This window comes from Biformimicrobium ophioploci (genome assembly GCF_030270605.1).
Classification (GTDB): Bacteria; Pseudomonadota; Gammaproteobacteria; order Pseudomonadales; family Cellvibrionaceae; genus Biformimicrobium; species Biformimicrobium ophioploci.
Genome location: NZ_BSYJ01000002.1, coordinates 45395 through 65322, shown reverse-complemented (window position 1 = coordinate 65322; position 19928 = coordinate 45395). Strand labels below are relative to the sequence as shown.

Here is a 19928-nt window from a genome sequence, read left to right as displayed (position 1 = left end):
GTTACCTGAAAAATCTGAAAGGTAGAGTCCTGCGGCCCGCACTGCGGGCCGCAGGTAATGGTTACAGCTCGCGTGCAACCTTGACGACTTCGTAGACTTCGATCTGGTCACCGGGCTTGACGTCATTGTAGTCCTTAACGCCGATACCACACTCCATACCGTTGCGGACTTCCTGGGCGTCGTCCTTGAAGCGGCGCAGTGACTCGAGTTCGCCCTCGTAGATCACCACGTTGTCGCGCAGAACGCGGATTGGCTTGTTGCGGTATACGGTACCCTCGGTAACCATACAGCCTGCAATGGCACCAAACTTCGGTGAGCGGAATACATCGCGCACCTCTGCGATCCCGACGATATCTTCACGGATTTCCGGATCCAGCATGCCGCTCAGGGCCTGCTTCACTTCATCCAGCAGGTTGTAGATCACGCTGTAGTAGCGGATTTCTACCTGCTCTTTCTCGGCCAGTGCACGCGCACCGGCATCGGCGCGGGTGTTGAAGCCCATGATGATGGCGCCGGAAGTGAGTGCCAGGTTGACGTCGTTCTCGGTGATACCGCCGACGCTGCCGCTGACCACCATGACGGAAACTTCCTCGTTGCCCACATCTGCCAGTGCAGACTGAATCGCTTCCAGGGAGCCGCGCACGTCCGCCTTGATAACCACAGGCAGAGTCTTCTTCTCGCCCTCGCCCATATTGGCGAACATGTTTTCCAGCTTGGCTGCCTGCTGGCGCTTCTGACGCGCAATGCGCTCTGCGTCGGCGCGCTCCTGCGCAACCTCGCGGGCCTTGCGCTCGTCTTTCACGACCATGAACTCGTCACCGGCTGCCGGTGCGGAATCGAGACCCAGCAGCTCGACCGGTGCGGACGGGCCCGCATCCTTGACCTGCTTGCCCAGCTCGTTGGTCATGGCGCGCACGCGGCCATAGCTCTGGCCGGCCAGCACGATATCGCCGCGCTTGAGGTCACCGCTCTGTACCAGCAGGGTGGCGACAACACCGCGACCTTTCTCGACACGGGACTCAACCACAACGCCACGTGCAGGTACGCCTACTTCGGCATTCAGTTCCAGCAGCTCGGACTGCAGGGAGACCGCTTCCAGCAGTTCCTCAATGCCCTCACCGGTGTGCGCCGATACGTTGATGAACTGCGTATCGCCACCCCAGTCTTCCGGGATGACATCTTTCGCAGCCAGCTCGTTCTTGACCCGATCCGGGTCCGCGGCTTCCTTGTCGCACTTGTTGATTGCGACAACCAGCGGCACGCCCGCGGCCTTGGCATGGTTGATGGCCTCTTCGGTCTGCGGCATTACGCCATCGTCCGCCGCCACAACCAGGATCACCACGTCAGTACTCTGGGCACCGCGTGCACGCATGGCGGTAAACGCGGCGTGGCCCGGGGTATCCAGGAAGGTAATTTCACCCTGGCTGGTCTTCACCCGGTAAGCACCAATGTGCTGGGTAATACCGCCCGCCTCACCGGAAGCGACCTTGGCTTTACGGATGTAGTCGAGCAGGGACGTTTTACCGTGGTCGACGTGACCCATGACGGTAACCACGGGCGCACGCGCTACGGTTTCGCCCTTGGCTTCGCTGACTTCCGCCACCAGCTTGTCTTCCAGAACAGATTCGGAACGTTCCACAAACTTGTGGCCCATCTCCTCGATCAGCAGCTGTGCCGTATCGCGGTCAATTTCCTGGTTGATGGTCGCCATCACGCCCATCTTCATCAGGCGCTTGATGACCTCACCGGACTTGACCTTCATTTGCTGGGCGAGATCGCCAACAGAGATGCTTTCGCCAACGGATACTTCGTACACTTGTTTTCCTGTGGGTCTTTTGAACCCATGTTCATTGCGACCCTTGAGTGCAGAACGCTTCAGGGTGCGCGTTCCTTTACCAAGGCCATCGTCGAGGTCGTCTTCGGCAAGCGCGTAGAGTTCGGCCTTGCCCGACTTCTTCGGGCCGGTCTTCGGCCCGCGACGCTTGCGGGACTGGCGCTTGTCGTCGTCATCATCCTTAGCCGGCTCTGCCGGCGCGGCTGTCTTCAAGCGACGCGGGCCTTTTGCAGCTTCGTCCTTCTTGGCCGCAGCCTTTTTGCGCTCTTCTTCCTCGCGCTCGGCGCGTTCGCGGTTGGCTGCCAGCTGCTTGAGCTTTTCCTCTTGCTCTTTGTGCTTGGCTTCATCTTCAACGCGGCGGCGCTCGCGCGCGGCAATGCGCATCTGCTCAATTTCGTCCACATAGCTGGAACGCACCGGCTCGGCCGGCTTTTCAGCCGCCTCTTTCTCCGCCGGCGCCTCTTCGGCAGTGGCTTCAGAAGCGGAAGCTTCTTCGGCTGCCCTCGCAGCGGCCTCTGCAGCGGCCTTCTCGGCAGCCAGTATGGCAGCCTCTTCTGCTGCCCTGGCCTCCGCTTCGGCCTGGGCGCGAGCCTCTTCCGCCGCACGTTCTTCGGCTTCTGCAGCCTCTGCCGCTGCCGCCTGCTCCACCAGCTCTTCCGGGCTACGCTTCACGTAAGTACGCTTCTTGCGCACCTCAACATTGACGGTCTTGCGCCCGGCACCGGACCCGGTCTTCAGGGTAGTGGTGGTCTTGCGCTTCAGCGTGATCTTGCGCGGGGCTTCCACAGGCTTCTCGCCGTGACTGTTCTTCAAAAAGTTCAGCAGTGTCTGCTTTTCTGTGTCAGACACAAGGGCGTCCGCACTCGTATGAGAGAGCCCCGCATCCTTCATCTGCTTGAGCAGGCGCTCTACACTGGCGCCTACCGATTTGGCGAGTTCGCTAACTGTTACTTCTGCCATTCTTGATCCTCAATTCCTCAGTCTTGCCGACTTCTATTTATTCATCATCGGCAAACCAGGGTTCGCGGGCTTTCATAATCAACGCAGCCGCGCGCTCTTGATCCATACCTTCGATATCCAGCAGGTCGTCTACCGCCTGCTCTGCCAGGTCTTCCATCGAAGCCACACCGCGACTGGCGAGAAGATACGCCAGGTGACGGTCCATGCCTTCCATATTCAGCAGGTCTTCCTGCGGCTCGGCCGCATCCAGCTGCTCCTCACTGGCCAGGGCCTGAGTCAGCAGCGCATCCTTGGCGCGGTTGCGCAGCTCCTCGGCGATATCCTCATCGAAGCCGTCGATATTGAGCATTTCTTCCAGCGGTACGTAAGCCACTTCCTCCAGGGAAGTAAAACCCTCTTCCACCAGGATTTCAGCTATTTCTTCATCGACTTCGAGGCGATCCATAAACAGCTGCACGATGCTGGTAGATTCCGCTTCCTGCTTCTGCTGCCACTCCTCGACACTCATGACATTGATCTGCCACTCGGTGAGGTTAGAGGCCAGGCGCACGTTCTGGCCGTTACGACCAATCGCCATCGCCAGGTTGTCTTCGACAACCGCCACGTCCATGGAGCCGGCATCCTCGTCCACCACAATGGACTCGATCTCGGCCGGGGCCATGGCGTTGATGACGAACTGGGCCGGGTTGTCGTCCCACAGCACGATGTCCACGCGCTCACCACCGAGTTCGTTGGAAACCGCCTGTACACGCGCGCCGCGCATGCCGACACAGGCGCCCACCGGATCGATACGGCCGTCGTTGGTGGTCACAGCGATCTTGGCACGGGAGCCCGGGTCACGGGCTGCGCCGCGAATATCGATCACCTGCTCGGAAATCTCAGGCACCTCGATGCGGAACAGCTCGATCAGCATTTCCGGGCAGGAACGGCTCATCATCAACTGCGGGCCACGTGCCTCTGCGTCGATTTCCTTCAAGATCGCGCGTACGCGGTCACCCAGACGGAAAATCTCACGGCCAACCAGCTGGTCGCGCGGCAGGCGCGCCTCGGCATTGTTGCCCAGGTCGACCGCGATGAACTCGCGGGTAACTTTCTTGACGGTGCCGCTGAGCAGCTCGCCCACGCGGTCGCGGTACTCTTCCACAACCTTGGCGCGCTCGGCCTCACGGACCTTCTGCACAATCACCTGCTTGGCGGTTTGCGCCGCGATACGGCCAAATTCGACGTTCTCCACCTGCTCCTGGTAAACGTCACCGGCCTTCAGCTCCGAATCCTTTTCGTGGGCTTCTTCCAGCGTGAACTGGGTACCAAGCTCTGCGAGGGTATCGTCGTCGACAACCTCCCAGGTACGGAAGGTTTCGTAGTCACCGGACAGGCGATCGATATTGACGGTGATATTGGAATCCTCGTCATAACGCTTCTTGGTCGCTGTCGCCAGCGCCACTTCAATCGCTTCGAAGATGATGTCCTTGTCGACTCCCTTCTCGTTGGAAACCGCCTCGGCTACCAGCAAGATCTCTTTGTTCATGCAGCTGCCTCTTTCACGCCACGTTGAAACTTCAAACCAAATTCCCTGGTGCCACTCTACTCAGAAAGTGGGCACTACATTTGCCTTCTCGATGCTATCGATCGGCAACAGGTATTCATTCTCTGCATCGATGCGCAGGATCACTTCCTGCCCCTCGACGCCCGCCAGCAGGCCACGCCACTTGCGGCGCCCCTCCAGCGGCATGCGCAGGCGTAACTCCACCTGCGCACCGACAAACTGTTCATACTGGGCCAGCGTATACAGCGGGCGATCCAGTCCTGGGGAGGAAACCTCCAGCGTGTACTCGCCGCTGATCGGATCCTCTACATCCATGACCGCACTAACCTGACGACTGACGCGCTCGCAGTCCTCCACGCCAATACCGTTCTCACTGTCGATATACAGTCGCAGGGTCGCATTACGACCGTGGGTCATATACTCGAGACCCCAGAGCTCGCAGCCCAGCGACTCCACCACCGGAGCCAGCAAATCACGCAACTGGTCTTGCTTACCTGCCATTGCCATACCTCTAAAAACAAAAAATGGGCAGAGGAAACAACACCGCTGGCATCGTGCCTGCAGGCTGACTCCTGGCCCATTCGCGACACGCCAGCCGGAGCTGCACCCCGCTGACAACTAAACCACCGTACCGGACGAATACGAAAAAGCCCCTGAAAAGGGGCCTCCAACGCGCACCGGACGGTGCAGACACTCTGCCGGCACCTGTAGCCGCCAGATAAACATGGTAGCGAAGACTGGTGACTACACCAATGCCTCTGACGACCTGACAATCAGTCAATGCTGATTGCGAATTGGTAGCGGGGGCCGGAATAATCCGTCGACCTTCGCCGGATATGCCGCCTGAGGTAGAGAGGGAGCCCGACCCGGGCTGTCTCTGGGACCTCAGTCACCAATCTCGATTTGGTAGCGGGGGCCGGATTTGAACCGACGACCTTCGGGTTATGAGCCCGACGAGCTACCAGGCTGCTCCACCCCGCATCAATCTCGTCTACGGCGCCTGAAACAGCAACCGCAATTAAGGGTGCGCATTCTATGCACCTGTACCCGCCGCGTCAAGTCAGGCCCGGGGCTCCGACAGGGCCCTCACACGCTACGGTTGCCCAATTATAGCCGCGCCAAAGGCCTTTTCCGCGGCAAATCAGCGCGCTGCCCCGGCAGCTTCGGCCCTGGCCAGCAGGTGCAGGTAACGGCCTATGCGCCAGAACGGCTCCCGGTCCGAGTGCAGTAGCTCCATCTCGATCACCGCATTGTCATCCGCGTTGCCGCCACGTCGCTCGAATACATAGTCATTGAATACCCGCAGGCCACTACGGGCTTCCACCCCAAATCCCGCGCTGGCGAGATGCGCCTGCACCAGATCCAGGGTCATGGCGCTGTTTGGGGTCAGGCTGCCATCGTCTGCACGCGCCTGCCGCTGCAGCGCCAGGAAATTACCTGCCACCAGGTTGCGCATGGTCTTGCCCGCCGGATTATAAAAGCACAGGGAGAGGTGCCCGCCGGGCGCGACCAGCCGGTTCAAAACCGGGAATAGCGCTTCCGGCTCCGCCAGCCATTCGAGCAATGCGTGGCACAGGACCAGGTCAAAGGGCTCACCCGCCGTTTCCACTAGCCCCTGCACAAGCGACTGATAGGGCCCGCCGTGCCAGGTAATACGGTCCTCCAGCCCGGCATTGCGCGCGTGCTCTCGCGCGCGCAACAACATCGAATCGGAAAGGTCATTGTAGGTTACCCGGTGACCCCGGCCTGCCAGCCAGCACGCCAGCTGCCCCAGCCCGCCACCGATATCCAGTACCCGCAGTGGCGCTGCGGAAGGCGGCCTGGCATCCAGCAACCGCTCCAGGTCGCGGCGCAACACCGCAAGCCGGATGGCGCCCTTGCGCCCGCCGTAGACTTTGCTTTCAAAATGCTGGACCAGATCGTCGAAATTGCGATCCTCGCGCGATCGTTCACCGCTCAAACGCCACCCCCAATTCCCTTGTTCCTGCGGCATAATACCCGCTTGAGCGGGGGCACGAAATGAACACACTCTACATTACCGGGGCGGGCGTCAGCGCGGAAAGCGGCATTCCCACATTTCGCGGGCGCGACGGCTACTGGACCATCGGCAGCACCAACTACACACCTCAGGAAATGGCCACCAGGCGCATGTACCGCGACAACCCGGCAGAATTCCTGCGCTGGTATTACCAGCGCTTCGTGGCCTACCGCAACCACGGTCCCAACGAGGTACACCACTGGCTCGCGGACAAGAACCTGATCACCCAGAATATCGACGGCCTCGACGGCAAGGCCGGCAACACGGATTATGTCGCGATACATGGGCGCATCGACAAGATGGCGCTGTTCGACGACGAGGAGCTACCGGCCGAAATGATCGACGCCCCCTGGGACCGGGTCGATGAAGCGCACCTGACCGACTCCCTGCTGGCACTGTTCCGCATCGACGGTGCGCCCCGCCTCGGCCATTCGTACAAGCCCCATGTACTGCTGTTCGATGAGCTCTACACCGACAATTACGGCATCAGCGAGGCGCAACAGCGCATGTTCGAGGCAGACCGCATCGTATTTATGGGTACCTCGTTCAGCGTCAACATCACCCAGATGGCGCTGATGATTGCGCGGGAACTGGATACGCCGGTGGAAGTTGTCGACCCCGAGCCGGTACCGGTGCCCCTCAGCAATGTCACCTACCATCGTATGCGGGCATCAGCCTACGTGCGCGAGCAGCAGGCTTAGGCCCGGATGAGCACGCCCGACCTGCCCCCGGATTACTATTTCCGTAATTTCTGCGGCCTCGTGGACCACGTGCGCGCGCATCATGACGACCTGCTGAATGATACCGAGCGCCATCAGGTGAGCACCCTGCGCGCACTGCCTGCACAGGCGCAGATGCGGTACGTGCGCATGCTGATGCGCCGCGGCAACCTGTTCCGGCTCGACAGGCTGCAATACGCTGAAATTGCCGATACCGCACAAAGTGCGCAAACACTTGAAGCGGCCGGCCTGGTGCGGCTGGACCCGGATTTACCGGTCGAAGCGGTGGCCGGGCTGTACAGCAAGCCGGAATGGCTGCATACCCTGGCCGACAAGGTAAGTACCGAACAGTTGAGGGCGCTACGTGCTCTGAAGCGCGCCGAGCTCGATGCGGAACTGCGCAACATTTACAGCGGCGACAGGCCTTGCCTGCCCTCTACCATCATCGAGCTGCGGCAACCGGCCTGGTTCGATACGTTCAAGCTGCTTTATTTCGGCAACCTGCACCAGGACCTGACCGAATTTGTGCTGCGCGACCTCGGCCTGTACCGCTTCGAAAACTATCGCATCGACCGCGACACGCGCCTGATAGAAAACCGTGAACAGCTGCAAGAACTGCTGGACTATTATCGCCTGCGTGACCTGCGAGAGGAGGTTCTGGCGGGCCAGCCGGAAGGAATCCTGGAATATGAAAACAGCTTGCAGCAACTGGGTAACGGCAGTCGCCTGCTGTGCAAAAAAGTGGAGCGTGATCGCCTTGCCCTCGCCCGCCAGCTGGAACGTCTCGATGCACCCGCAGAGGCAGTAACCCTGTATGAGCGCTGCATGGCGCCGCCCGCACGCGAACGCCGCGCGCGCCTGATGAGCAAGGCCGGAGAAATCGGGGCGTCCCTGAAGCTATGCGGTGACATGCTGGCATCGCCGCGCTCCGAGGAAGAACAGTTTTTCGCTGCGGACTTCGGCTATCGCACCGCCCGCAAAAATAAACTTCCGTGGCCGCAGCCACAGAAATACATACCCCCCGATGCGCTGATCCGGCTGGATCAGGATGAGTACGGTGTGGAGGCCGGGGTTGCGGCCCATCTCGATGCCAATGGCGAGTGCCACTATGTCGAGAACACCCTGTTCGGCGGTATTTTCGGCCTTTACTACTGGGACCTGATTTTCGCGCCGGCGGCGGGCGCCTTTACCAACCCCTTCCAGTACCGCCCACACGACCTGTACGAAACAGACTTTCTGTCCCTGCGCGGGGCGCAGTGGCGCGACCCGGAAGTAGACTTTACACGGCCAAAACAGCTAGCTGATGAATTAATTCAACGCTGGCAGGAAAAACAGGGTATCGCCAACCCGTTCGTGGCCTGGGAAATGCTCAGCCCGGAATTGATTCAGAGCGCGCTGGAACGGATACCTGCAGCACACTGGGCGGCGGTTTTTTCGCGCATCTGGCGCGCGCCAAGGGAAAACCGTTCAGGACTTCCAGACCTTATTTTCTTCCCCGCTGATGGGGGCTATGAACTGCTGGAAGTAAAAGGGCCTGGCGATCGCCTGCAAAAAAACCAGCTGCGCTGGATGCAGCATTTCGAAGCCCACCAGATTCCGCACAAGGTCATCAACGTTGAATGGCGCTAGGGCCATCACGCTGAGCGTGCGCGAACTCGCCGAGTTCTCGGCACGCACGGGCGACCTGCACGGTGCACGTACCGCGGGCCCATCCAACCTGGAAGGCATCCGCGGGCACCAGCAGGTACAGGGACAGCGCGGCGCCGACTGGCAGGCAGAATTCAGCCTGAAGGCAACCGTCGAGCACCAGCCCTACAGGGTGCTGCTGAAGGGCCGCGCCGACCTGGTCAACGAAATCGCAAGCCCACCGATCATCGAAGAGATCAAGACCAGTTATTTCCCGCCCGAACGCTTGCCGGAGAGCAGCAAGGCGCTGCATCTGGCGCAGGCCCGCCTGTATGCCTGGCTCTACGGCATCCAGCAGGATTTTCCCGGCGAGCAACCCATCGCCTCACGGGTAAGCTGGCACAACCTGGTGGAAAACAGGACCTACAGCGACACCAGTATCGACAACTTTTCCGAGCTTGCGCAGCACGGTATCGAGCTGCTCGAGCGCTACCTCGCATGGCACAAGCTTGTGGAGCAGCGCCGCGAAGCGATGCACGATGCCGCGCGCTCGCTCACGTTCCCGCACGGTAAATTCCGCCCGGGCCAGCGCGAATTTGCCGCAGCCGTATTCCGCAGTTGCCGCGACCGGGGTGCGCTGCTGGTGGAGGCGCCTACGGGTACGGGAAAAACCATCAGTGCACTGTTTCCCGCCATCAAAGCCATGGGGGCGGGGCATGTCGAGCAGGCGGTCTACCTGACGGCCAAGAATTCCGGGCGCATCGCCGCCCGTGATGCGATCGACAGTATGTCTGCGAGCAAATCCCTCGATTTCCTCGTCATCCAGGCGAAGGACCAGACCTGTCCCTGCCGCCTGCCGGAGACCGCCAGCAGCTGCCTGGACGCAGAGGGCACCTGCGTACGTACCCTCGGCTTTTTCGATCGCCTGCCCGAGGCCCGGATCGACTGCCTGCAGGCAGGCCAGCTCACCCCGGACAACCTGCGCCAGATTGCCGACCGCCATGGGATCTGCCCCTTCGAGCTGGGCCTCCAATTACTGCGCTGGTGGCCGATCATTGTCTGCGACTTCAACTATTTTTTCGATCCGCTGGTTGCCCTGACCGGGCTCGAGGAAAACCCCGGCACACGCGCCCTGCTCATCGACGAGGCCCACAACCTGCCCGACCGGGCCCGCGACATGCACTCCGCCCTTCTCGATGCGAGGGCCGCCCAACAGCTCGCACGCGAGCTGGAGCCGGACTTCCCCGAGGCCGCGAGAATCGTCAAGCGCGTCGCCAGTAGTGTCAATCGCCTGCCCGCGCAGGAAGCACCGGAAACGATACCCGATGCCCTTATAAAACGTATTGAGGAAGCGATCATTGCACTGGCAAACCCGGAACTTGCCATCGTGCCCGGACAACACTCACTGATCGAGGACGAGCGCCCGCGCCGGCTGGCGGAGTGGTCCCGGGAACTGCTGCGCTTCGTGACCATCGCACAACTGCTAGATAAAAATTTTTACGCAAGCATCCGGGAAGAAAAACGCAAGAAAACAATTGCCATCCAGTGTCTCGATCCGTCCGGGCAGCTTGCACGGCGCTATCGCAATGCCCGCGCCACCATTGGCTTCTCCGCTACCCTGCTGCCACTGGACTTCTACCGCCAGACCATGGGACTCCCGCAAGACACCGGCTGCACCAGCCTGCCGCCGGCATTCTCACCGGAAAACCAGCTCACCCTGCGCTGCGACTATATTGATACCCGCTGGCAGCAACGCGATGCTTCCCTGCCCGAACTCGCACGGACTATCGAAGCCGTGTACCGCGCTCGCGCAGGTAAGTACCTGGTGTTTTTTCCTTCCTATCAGTACCTGCAATCGGTTTGCGATTTTTTCTCCGGGGCCTACCCGGATATCGCCACCGCAGTGCAACAGCGCAACAGCTCACCGGAGGAGCGCGAGGCCTACCTGAATCAGTTCTTCGAACACAGTGGCGCGCTGCTGGGCTTCGCCATCATGGGCGGCGTGTACGGTGAGGGCGTGGACTTTTTAGGGGACGCCCTGACTGGCGCTATCGTGGTGGGCGCGGGCATGCCGCAACCGGACGAAACCCGCAAGCAGATGCAGCGCCATTTCAATGATGCGGGGCTGGACGGTTATGCCTTTGCCTTCCAGTATCCGGGCTTTACCCGGGTGCTGCAGGCCGCTGGCCGCGTGATCCGCTCAGAGAGCGACAGAGGGGTGGTGGTTCTGGTTGACCCGCGCTTTCGCCAGCCGGCCTATCGCCAGCTGATCCCGCGGCAATGGCAGGTTTGCGCGTGCACGGCGCGCCAACAACTACAAGGTTACCTCAGCGCATTCTGGGCGCAATCAGCGCACGACTAATGCCTTTTGCTGCCGTGAATGGCAAAAATCAGGCAGGGCTCTCTGCCTGCGCAGCCTCCAGTGTCGCGCGCATTTCTGTACGCGTAGCGGCCGCTTCTTTCTCCAGCCAGTCGACAAACAAACGCACAGGACCGCGATTTGCATCCCCGTTCACGTGCAGATGGTAGGCATGTTTGGCCCAGGCCCCCTCTGCTACCGGAAACGGCAGCACGAGATCACCGGAGCGCACCTGCACCGAAACCAGTGCCAGACCACACAGCAGGACGCCAGCGTTGGAGCGCACCCCCTTGAGCCCGTGCACTACCCGCGAATAACGCACACCGCGCTCGGCACCCGTGGCACGGTGACCAAAGCGTGCAATCCAGGCTGGCCAGTCGATCACGCCCGCTACGGCCTCATAGCAGTCCAGGTGCAGAAGCGGGAAACCCTCCAGGCGCTGCTCCAGTGGCTCGATACCGATCCGCGCACGGTTGATCGGTGAAATCACCGGCAATATGTAGTCGCGAAACAACTCGACGCCGCTCCCGGGCGCCTGCAGGCGAATCACCAAATCCGCCTGGCCCGGTGCACCGGTATCGTCCGGGAACTCAAGCTCCAGCTCCGGATACTTCTGCCGGAATCCGCCCAGCCTTGGCAGCAGCCACAGTTCACGCCAGTCTTCATCGGCGGCAATCTGCAGGCGATTGCTGTTGGGCATGCGCAGGTGTTCCCCGGCAGATCCCAGCAATGCAAAGCCCGCCTTCAGGTCCTCGAGCGCAACGAGCAGGGCCGGGGTTGGGCTGATACCAGCGCTATTGCGCGTCAGCAGCGGCGTACCCAGATAGTTTTCCAGCGCCCGGATACGCTGGCCGCAGGCAGCTGGCGTAATACCCAGCTCTTCCGCTGCACGCTTCAGCGAGCCGCAACGAACCGCAGCTTCCAGCGCCTGCAGGCTGTTCAGGTGTGTCAGTCGAATCATGCACCCAAGATAAAGATTTTCTTTAGTCGGGTAAAGATATTCTGCCTTGTCGGGCCGGCCTTCACGGTAAACAATTCAATCATCGCGATACGGACCAACCACTGACAAATTTTGAGGAATAACAATGAAACGCTTCATGATCGAACGAGATATCCCCGGCATCGGTGCCATGTCCCTGACTGAACTCTGCGGTGCGGCACGCGCGTCCAACGAGGCCCTGGCGCACCTTACCCCGCGCATCCAGTGGCAGCACAGTTACGTGGCCGGCGACAAGACTTACTGCATCTACCTGGCGGAAGACGAGAAGGCAATCCTGGACCACGGCGAGATCAGCGGTATCCCGGTGGGCAAGATCACCGAAATCCCGCAGATCATCGACCCCCTGACCGCCAACAACTGATTGGCAGCAAGCCCCGCCGGCGCCAGCCGGTGGGGCCACCCCTCCCTGCAAAGCAATTAAGCCGCTACCATTGTGCTCCCGACAGCACGACGAAACGTGGGCACAAGCTTTGAACTACTGGTTATTCAAGTCCGAACCGGACGAATACAGCCTTGACGACCTGGCCTCAGAACCGGACCAGACCGGGCGCTGGGACGGCATCCGCAACTACCAGGCGCGCAACTTCCTGCGTGACAAGGTCAATGCGGGCGACGGTGTGCTGTTCTACCACAGCGCCTGCAAGGTGCCTGCCGTGGTGGGTACTGCCGAGGTTATGCGCGCGGCCTATCCCGACCCGGCCCAGCTCGATCCCGAAAGCCCCTACTTTGACCCCAAAGCCAGCGACGAAAACCCGCGCTGGTATTGCGTCGACATACGCTGGCAATCGCAATTTGCGCGTGCCGTACCACTGGCTGAAATCAAGCAGCACCCGGCGCTCGCCGACATGGTGCTGGTGAAACAGGGGCGGCTGTCGATCCAGCCGGTAACCGCGGCCGAATGGTCCCTGCTGCTGCAGCTCGGCACCGGCGCAGGGCCCGGCCTGTAGCGCTGGCCCTGTGGCGGCCCACGCAGGTAAGATATTCCGATAACTATAAATAACGGAATTCGCGCCATGCGCCAGTACGACATCCTCATCCGGGGCGGCCGCTATCTTGACGGTACCGGCGGCCCCTCACAAATCTGCGATATCGCCATCCGCGACGGGCGCGTTTGCGAAACCGGGGACAACCTCGACCCCGGGCGTGCGAGCAAGGTGATCGATGCCCACGGCCGCTGGGTCGCGCCAGGATTTATCGATACGCACACCCACTACGATGCCGAACTGATTGTATCCCCCAGCCTGTCCGAATCCGTCCGCCATGGCGTCACCACCGTGCTGGTGGGCAGCTGCTCGCTGAGCATGGTCTGCTCCGAAGCGGAGGATGCCTCGGACCTGTTTACGCGTGTGGAGACGGTACCACGCGAGAAAGTGCTGCCTATCCTGCAGCAGCACAAGCGCTGGAGCAGCCCGAGCGAGTGGGTGGAATTCGTACGCGCGCAACCGATGGGAGCCAACGTCATCTCACTGCTGGGCCACAGCGACCTGCGTGTCGCCACCATGGGCCTGTTGCGCGCCACCGATCGCTCGGTGACACCGAGCGCCGAAGAAATGCAGCGTATGGAGGCCTGCCTCGATGAAGCCATGCAGCAGGGTTTCGTGGGGCTATCCACTATGTGCCTGAAGTGGGACAAACTCGATGGCGAGCGTGCCTGGTCCAGGAGCCTGCCCAGCACCTACGCACGCTGGAAAGAGGTTCGCCGGCTTAACAAAATCCTGCGCCGCTATAACCGCGTGCACCAGGGCGCGCCCAATGCCGCCAATCCGTTACAGATTTTCCAGTACCTCGGCGAATCCATCCGCTGGTTCGGCAAGCCGCTGAAGACCACCCTGATCTCGATGCTCGACCTCAAGGGCAATGCCACGGTACGGCCGATGGCTGCGCTGTCTGCATGGTTCACCAACCTGCTCGGCGGCGACTTTCGCTGGCAACTGCTGCCGTCGGCGTTCTCCGTCTATGCCGACGGCATGGATGTGGTCATTTTCGAGGAGTTCGGTGCTGGAGAGATGGCACTGGACCTGAAGGACCAGCTGGAACGCAACGCACTACTACAGGACAGGGATTACCGCAGGAACTTCCGCAAATTCTACGGCGAGAAGCTATCACCGCGGGTATGGCAACGGGACTTTGCCGACGCCATCATCCTCGATTGTCCTGACCCGTCCCTGGTCGGGCGCAATTTTGCCGAGGTCGCCGCAGAGCGCAGCGAACACGTGGTGGATTTTTTCCTGGATTGCGTGGTGGAGTTCGGGCGCAAACTGCGCTGGTTCACCGTGATCGGCAACGGCGATAAAAAGCGACTCAGTGAAATGGTCACCAACCCCAACACACTGATTACCTTTTCCGATGCGGGCGCGCATATCCGCAATATGGCGTTTTATAACTACCCGCTGCGCTTCCTGAAACTGGTAAAAGAGAGCGCGGATCAGGGGCAGGAAATCATGCCGCTGGAGAAGGCTATCTGGCGCCTGACCGGCGAGCAGGCAGACTGGTTCGGTATTGACGCCGGCACCATCCGCGTCGGCGATCGCGCGGACATTACCATCATCAACCCGGAAAAGCTGAATCAGGAGCTGGAACAACCGGAGTGGGCCGAAATGGAAAACTTCGGCCTGCAGCGCATGGTCAACCGCAACCCCGGGGTTATTGAGCATGTACTGATCAATGGGAAGATTGCGCTGGATGCCGGTGAGATCGTGCCGGAGCTGGGCCGGGAAAAAGGCTTTGGGACCTTTCTCCCGGCACGGTGAGAGACCCGATTAAGGGCGAGTAGCCGTTGTATCCTCACTTTTGAGTCTATCGGCGATTCCGGTGAGCGCACGGGCAAGCTTGAGACGAGCACCGGATTGCTCAGTGCTTGCCGGCGCCTTTTTCAAGCGTGCAGCCAGCACCTCGAGCTCACCCGCGAGACTGTCTTTCTGAACGCCCCTGACGGCCAGGGGGCCGGCTTCGGAAAGTGCCTGCTCGATGTCATCACCCAGGCGGCGATTGAGGTCGCCAGCCCTCCTCAGCTGGTCAACATAGGCAGCCGCGACCTCGGGTGCATCCGGCCAGGAAACGCTGAACTGCTGCTGTGGATTGAAGGCATCTCCCTGGTCGGCAAGCCGCGCAGCTGCAACTTCATTCTTGCTCAGGTAATCACTCGGCAGCAGTTCCAGTACATCGATGCCGCGAATGATTTCCGTACCGTAGATATAACCGTTATACCAGTAGCTGGACCAGAAGCCGCCGAGCGCAAGCTCTTCGGCATCAACCGGACCGCGATCGAAATAGGCAATTTCCACCGGATTGGCCGAGTCGGTAAAGTCCATGACGGATATACCACCCTGGTACCAGGCCTGCACGAAGATATCCCTTCCCGGCACCGGTACTATGGCGCCGTTATGGGCAACGCAATTCTCCTGCTCCGTCTGGGCTGCCGGCATCTTGTAGTGGCTGCGGAACTCGAGCTTGCCATCGACAATGTCATAGATAGCGTTTGCACCCCAGGTGACCGGATCGTGCGGGCGACAGCGTGCGCGCATACCTCCACCCCACTCATCGGTAAAGACAACCTTGGTGCCATCATTGTTGAATGTCGCGGAGTGCCAGTAGGCAAAACCCTGGTCGGTTACTGCATCCAGGCGCTTGGGTTTACGTGGATTGGAGATATCAAACAAGATGCCGTTACCGGAACAGGCGCCAGCGGCAATATTGGCTTCCGGGAACACGGTAATATCGTGGCACTGGTCCGTACGATAGGTTTTCTGTGTGTCCTCACCATGGTCACCACCACGCCAGAGCCCCGCCAGTGAACCGGTTTCCGGATCCGCAAATACGGCAGGGCTGTCAATAATCCGGGCTTTAGACGGTTCATCCACAGGAATTTCAATGACATCGATCCTGAACAGCGCCGTACGCGTATCACCGGGCACTTCGTCATAGCAGCCGGGCATTTCTTCCGCATCGCGAACCGATGCAATGCCCGAGTTGTAGACAATAATCTTGCCATCGCTGCCGGGACCGGAAACCACCGAATGGGTATGGGAGCCACGACAGGTCTGGACCGCACCGACCTGAACCGGTCGCGCAATATCACTGATATCGAAAATACGCAGACCGCGGAAGCGATCGTCGCTGACGTCTTCAAACACCCCTTCCAACCCGCAATCGACCCGGCCACGAGTCTCTTCAACAGACATGATCAGCAGGTCGCCCACAATCGAAACATCGCCCTGCCCACCGGGACAGACAATCGATGCGATGTGCTCAGGAATGCCATTTTCCTTTAACTTGTAGGTATTAAAGCCGTGATAGTTACCGGCAACCATAATGTCGCCGCGAAACGCCATATCGGTGTTGGAAAAGCTCATCAATGGCCAGCGTTTTTTCTCCTCATCAACTGGCTCTACTGCGGCCATCACCTCTTCACTATTTTCCTGCCCACCCTCGCTTGACTCCTCGCTTGCGCCCTCAGAGTCACCGGTCGTTTCTTTCGCTACTTCTTCCTTTTTCGGTGCCAGCTCCGCAGGGTTATCCGGATTGACAAAGCCCGGTGGCTTGGGAATCAGTGCAATGTGCCTGATGTTAAGACTGGCCTGCCCTGCATCTGCAAGCCCCGGCTCCAATGCAGACCTGGGATCGCTCTGAAGGCCGATCAACAGCGCTCCCATACGTTTGATTTCCGCAGTCTGGTCGTTAACGATATCGGAGGTGAATTCGAACAGGACCGGGTCATAAGCGGCGCCGCTCTGGCCAAGCAAATCCTTTACCATTTTGACTGCGCCGTCGTGGTGGCGGATCATCAATTCCAGGAACAGGCGATCAAATTCCGGCCCCTTGGACTTTGCCAGCTGCCGCATCTGCTTCGGGGTCGCCATGCCCGCCATCATATGGCTCGTGTGCATGGCATGATGGTGTGACGGATCCGGCACCGTCTCTCCGCGCTCCGCTAGCCATGCCTGCATCAGGGCGATTTCATCACTCTGGGAACTGTCGATACGGCCGGCGAGATCTATGATCTCCTGGTTGTTGGTGCGCTTGGCAACGAGCGCCGCCATTTCCATCGCCTGGTGGTGGTGCGGGATCATATCCTGCATAAAGCGAGCGTCTGCACGCGTATGGGTGACCGAGGCAACCCGAACGGCTTCCTCCGCAGAGATTTCCCGGGGTTCCTGCCCCGGGGCTCCCGGATGCACGATCGGCGCATCCGCACCGGCAAGGCTCGCCAAACCAAACAAACAGACCCCAACTTGGGCCGAGATAAAAACAGCCAATTTATTTTTCTTGATAGAAGCCAAAACGTTTCCCCTATTTAGCTGATGATCGCCAAGCCGCGCATAGGCGAACATACCGCGAGTGAAACAACAAAAGTGAACAGAGAGGTACACCACCCCGGAAAGAGAAAGCGGCCGGGGCCAGTAATAAAGAAAGCGAATACTGGGATGCGTGAAAAAATCACTTAGACGAGGTTACGCTACAGGATCCTGCAGAGTCAAACCGCGCCAATTACACGTTATTACGTCTTTCTGGTAGAAATTCAGGAGGGGCATGCCGGGCATGTCGTGAGACATACCCGGTCAAGTGGATAACCGGCAGCCTCAGGCAGAGGCCGCCTTGATCATGGCATTCAGCAGGACGTCCGCACCCGCGCCGATATCACCCTGATCAGCGTTTTCCGCCTCATTGTGGCTGATGCCTTTTTCACAGGGCACAAAGATCATGGAGGTTGGCACACGGCGGGAAACATAAACAGAATCGTGGCCGGCGCCGCTGAACATACGCATATTCGAGTATTCCAGCCCGTCCACCGCCGACTGCACTGCCTCGATACACTGCTCACTGAACTGCACTGCCGGAGAGTTCCATTCGTCGCGAATCTCGGTGGCGATACCGAACTTTTCACCGACGGACGCGGCGATCGCGCGGAAGGCCGTATCCATTTCTTCCAGTCTGGCCTGCTGCGGATGGCGCAAGTCCACTGCCAGTACCAGTTTCTCCGGTACGGTATTACGTGAGCCCGGTTCCGCACGGATATCACCGAACGTCACCCGCGCCCGCGGGGCGTTCTGCTCAGCCAGCTGGTATAGCTGCGCGGTGATTTCCGTAAGCGCCATAAATGGATCCTTGCGATCCTCCATTGGCGTCGGGCCGGCGTGTACCGGCTGGCCGATCAGGGTCAGGTCATACCAGCGCATACCCTGTACGCCCTCCACCACGCCAATGGTGGTTTCGGTTTTCTCCAGTATCGGCCCCTGCTCGATATGCAGTTCAAATGCCGCCTTGATGTTCGCAGGCTCACACGGGACCTCGCCCAGAAAACCGGTATTTTCCAGTTCCTGCTTGATGGTCTTGCCGGCCTTGTCAGCGCGGCTCCAGCCGTAGTCCAGGGAGAATTCGCCACACCAGACCCCGGAGCCGATCATGGCAGGGGAAAAACGTGCGCCTTCCTCGTTAGTCCATACCACCACTTCGATCGGGTGATGAGTGGCAACCTCGTGATCATTGAGGCTTCGAATCACCTCAAGCCCCGCCAGCACACCGTATACCCCGTCGAACTTGCCACCGGTGGGCTGCGTATCCAGGTGACTGCCCGTGATCACTGCTGCAGCATTGGCCTCCGTGCCCTCGCGGCGGGCAAAAATATTACCCATCTGGTCCACGCGGATTGTACAGCCGGCTTCCTCACACCAGCGGATGAACAGCTCCCTGCCCAACTTGTCTTCCTCGGTCAACGCCTGGCGATTGCAACCGCCCTTGTCAGTGGCGCCGATGGCAGCCATTTCCATGAGGCTGGCCCAGAGTCGTTCCCGGTTGATTTTGATTAGCGACATGATCTGTTCGATGCCCTTTAAAGTTTTTGAGATTGAACGAATTAAACCGGATCACGGCGCAACGGTTGGCACATGCAGTGCACGCCACCGCCGCCGGAGGTAAACATGGACATATCCGGGGCGAACACCTCAAGGCCATGCGCCTTGGATTTTTCAATCAACTCGGTGCTTGCCGCCGGGATCAGCACGCGGTCATTGCCAAGCGCCACCACGTTCACCCCCAGCTCCAACACCGAGCGGTAAGAGATATCGATGATCTCGATATTGCGGGCCTTAAACCAGTCCAGCAGCTCGTCTTCCACGGCCTCGGTGCAAACTGCCGCGAGCTTCTCCGACAGCATCGCCACCTTCACATCCAGGTGGAGGAAATAAGGGTCGAACTGGTAGGACTTGAACTCCCAGCCCTCGGCTTCGACCCACTGACGCATCTGGTTCAGGCCCGCTTCACTGGTGCGCTCGCCGGTGTAACCACACAGGATAACGCCGGGCTCCAGCACCATAAAATCGCCGCCCTCGAGGGAGCCGGCGGTAACGATATCGTACAGGGGGATATCCATGCGCTGGTAGAACTTGACCACCTCGACCCACTCGCCGCGGCGCCAGGGGCTGTACATCTGCGTCACAATCGGCCCCCACGGCGTCATCACCGAGGAATCGCGCGCGTAGATCTGGTACGGCAGGTTTTCATCCGGTTCGAGAAAATGCGGCGTGGCGCCCTGGGAGCGATAGATATCCAGCATTTCGTTGTACTGCTGCCGCGCCACTTTCGGGTCGAACTCGCGGCCAAGGCGGATGGCACGGCGCGACATGGCGTTGCCGGTCTGCCACGAATAGTGGTCCATCGGGCCGATCAGTACATCCCTCAACACACCGTACTCGGAGTTCATGCCCCACGGGCTGAGTTCCGGTGTCTTGCCGTCGGTATTACGTCGCTGGTAGGTGAAATTCGCCATGGAAACTCCTCAAACAGGCCGCGCCAGGGCTTTCCGCCAGCGACCATCAATTTCAGGTAAAGGGTAATAGTACCGAGATTA

14 protein-coding genes and 1 tRNA gene are annotated in these 19928 nt (G+C 60.0%); 6 read left to right on the top strand and 9 right to left on the bottom strand.

The features are described 5' to 3' along the window. Positions 1-61 precede the first annotated feature (61 nt). The 5 genes from infB to QSJ80_RS03695 form a co-directional block, all read right to left on the bottom strand. On the bottom strand, positions 62-2794 hold the full coding sequence (infB, locus tag QSJ80_RS03715) for a translation initiation factor IF-2 (protein WP_285762938.1): 2733 nt from the start codon (positions 2792-2794) through the stop codon (positions 62-64). A 37-nt stretch (positions 2795-2831) separates the two neighbouring features. Beyond that, entirely contained in the window at positions 2832-4322 is a 1491-nt protein-coding gene (nusA, locus tag QSJ80_RS03710; RefSeq protein ID WP_285762937.1) for a transcription termination factor NusA, read from the bottom strand. Between the two features lie 60 nt (positions 4323-4382). After that, a complete protein-coding gene (gene rimP / locus QSJ80_RS03705; protein WP_285762935.1) occupies positions 4383-4841 on the bottom strand; it encodes a ribosome maturation factor RimP in 459 nt (152 codons plus the stop codon). 403 nt (positions 4842-5244) lie between these two features. Further along, a tRNA-Met gene (locus QSJ80_RS03700) sits at positions 5245-5321 on the bottom strand. Between the two features lie 160 nt (positions 5322-5481). Then, complete coding sequence (locus QSJ80_RS03695) at positions 5482-6300, bottom strand: methyltransferase domain-containing protein (protein WP_285762934.1); 819 nt, start codon at positions 6298-6300, stop codon at positions 5482-5484. 59 nt (positions 6301-6359) lie between these two features. On the opposite strand from QSJ80_RS03695, the gene QSJ80_RS03690 reads away from it, so the two are divergent. The 3 genes from QSJ80_RS03690 to QSJ80_RS03680 are packed head-to-tail and all read left to right on the top strand — an operon-like array spanning position 6360 to position 11085. After that, positions 6360-7079 (top strand): SIR2 family NAD-dependent protein deacylase, encoded by a 720-nt coding sequence (locus tag QSJ80_RS03690; RefSeq protein WP_285762933.1) that lies wholly within the window; start codon positions 6360-6362, stop codon positions 7077-7079. Positions 7080-7085: 6 nt separating this feature from the next. After that, a complete protein-coding gene (locus tag QSJ80_RS03685) occupies positions 7086-8726 on the top strand; it encodes a VRR-NUC domain-containing protein (RefSeq protein WP_285762932.1) in 1641 nt (546 codons plus the stop codon). Then, a complete protein-coding gene (locus QSJ80_RS03680) occupies positions 8713-11085 on the top strand; it encodes an ATP-dependent DNA helicase (protein WP_285762931.1) in 2373 nt (790 codons plus the stop codon). The genes QSJ80_RS03685 and QSJ80_RS03680 overlap by 14 nt, the downstream gene beginning before the upstream one ends. A 28-nt stretch (positions 11086-11113) precedes the next feature. Here the strand turns inward: QSJ80_RS03680 and QSJ80_RS03675 are convergent, their stop codons facing one another. Continuing rightward, a complete protein-coding gene (locus QSJ80_RS03675; RefSeq protein WP_285762930.1) occupies positions 11114-12043 on the bottom strand; it encodes a LysR family transcriptional regulator in 930 nt (309 codons plus the stop codon). Between the two features lie 124 nt (positions 12044-12167). On the opposite strand from QSJ80_RS03675, the gene QSJ80_RS03670 reads away from it, so the two are divergent. The 3 genes from QSJ80_RS03670 to QSJ80_RS03660 all read left to right on the top strand — a co-directional run bounded on the left by QSJ80_RS03670 (position 12168) and on the right by QSJ80_RS03660 (position 14832). Continuing rightward, entirely contained in the window at positions 12168-12443 is a 276-nt protein-coding gene (locus QSJ80_RS03670; protein ID WP_285762929.1) for a DUF4242 domain-containing protein, read from the top strand. Between the two features lie 109 nt (positions 12444-12552). Next, on the top strand, positions 12553-13029 hold the full coding sequence (locus QSJ80_RS03665) for an EVE domain-containing protein (RefSeq protein ID WP_285762928.1): 477 nt from the start codon (positions 12553-12555) through the stop codon (positions 13027-13029). Between the two features lie 66 nt (positions 13030-13095). Beyond that, the gene (locus QSJ80_RS03660; protein WP_285762927.1) at positions 13096-14832 is read left to right on the top strand and encodes an N-acyl-D-amino-acid deacylase family protein; all 1737 of its coding nucleotides are present in this window, start codon (positions 13096-13098) and stop codon (positions 14830-14832) included. 9 nt (positions 14833-14841) lie between these two features. On the opposite strand, the gene QSJ80_RS03655 is transcribed toward QSJ80_RS03660, so the two are convergent. The 3 genes from QSJ80_RS03655 to QSJ80_RS03645 all read right to left on the bottom strand — a co-directional run bounded on the left by QSJ80_RS03655 (position 14842) and on the right by QSJ80_RS03645 (position 19847). Next, positions 14842-17301, bottom strand: a complete 2460-nt coding sequence (locus QSJ80_RS03655) for a DUF305 domain-containing protein (protein ID WP_285762926.1) — start codon at positions 17299-17301, stop codon at positions 14842-14844. 360 nt (positions 17302-17661) lie between these two features. Continuing rightward, positions 17662-18894 (bottom strand): Zn-dependent hydrolase, encoded by a 1233-nt coding sequence (locus QSJ80_RS03650; RefSeq protein WP_285762925.1) that lies wholly within the window; start codon positions 18892-18894, stop codon positions 17662-17664. Positions 18895-18935: 41 nt separating this feature from the next. Next, positions 18936-19847: a dimethylarginine dimethylaminohydrolase family protein gene (locus tag QSJ80_RS03645; RefSeq protein WP_285762924.1), complete on the bottom strand. Its 912-nt coding sequence runs from the start codon at positions 19845-19847 to the stop codon at positions 18936-18938. Positions 19848-19928 lie beyond the last annotated feature (81 nt).